Source organism: Pseudomonas sp. PDM22 (genome assembly GCF_014851965.1).
In the GTDB taxonomy this organism is placed as follows: domain Bacteria; phylum Pseudomonadota; class Gammaproteobacteria; order Pseudomonadales; family Pseudomonadaceae; genus Pseudomonas.
The window spans coordinates 1-280 of sequence record NZ_JACVAR010000052.1; the positions used below are offsets into that span (position 1 = coordinate 1).

The following is a 280-nucleotide window of genomic DNA, read 5'->3' on the forward strand; positions in this document are numbered from 1 at the left end:
ACCCGGAACACTGATGCTCCACTTGCCGGCAGCGTCGATCTTGCCGCTGTAGGTGACGTCGTTGACCACGATCTTGACGATGTCGCCGGCACGGCCGCCGGTGGTACCACCGGTGATCTGCTGGGCGGTCTTCGACTCGGCCAGGTTGACCACGTCGTCGCCGGCCACGATGTTGATGTTCACCGAAGCTACCGGCGGAACGAGGACGACGGTGTAGGCATGATCAGCCAGTACATCGGCGCTATTGCCCGCGGCATCGTGGGCTACCAGGGTGGCGTGG

The 280-nt window shown here is 63.9% G+C and carries 1 protein-coding gene; it reads right to left on the reverse strand.

Annotation, left to right across the window (positions count from 1 at the left end):
• Positions 1–280: Ig-like domain-containing protein (locus tag IB255_RS30605; RefSeq protein ID WP_192211300.1), on the reverse strand; the 280-nt coding region annotated here is incomplete at both ends.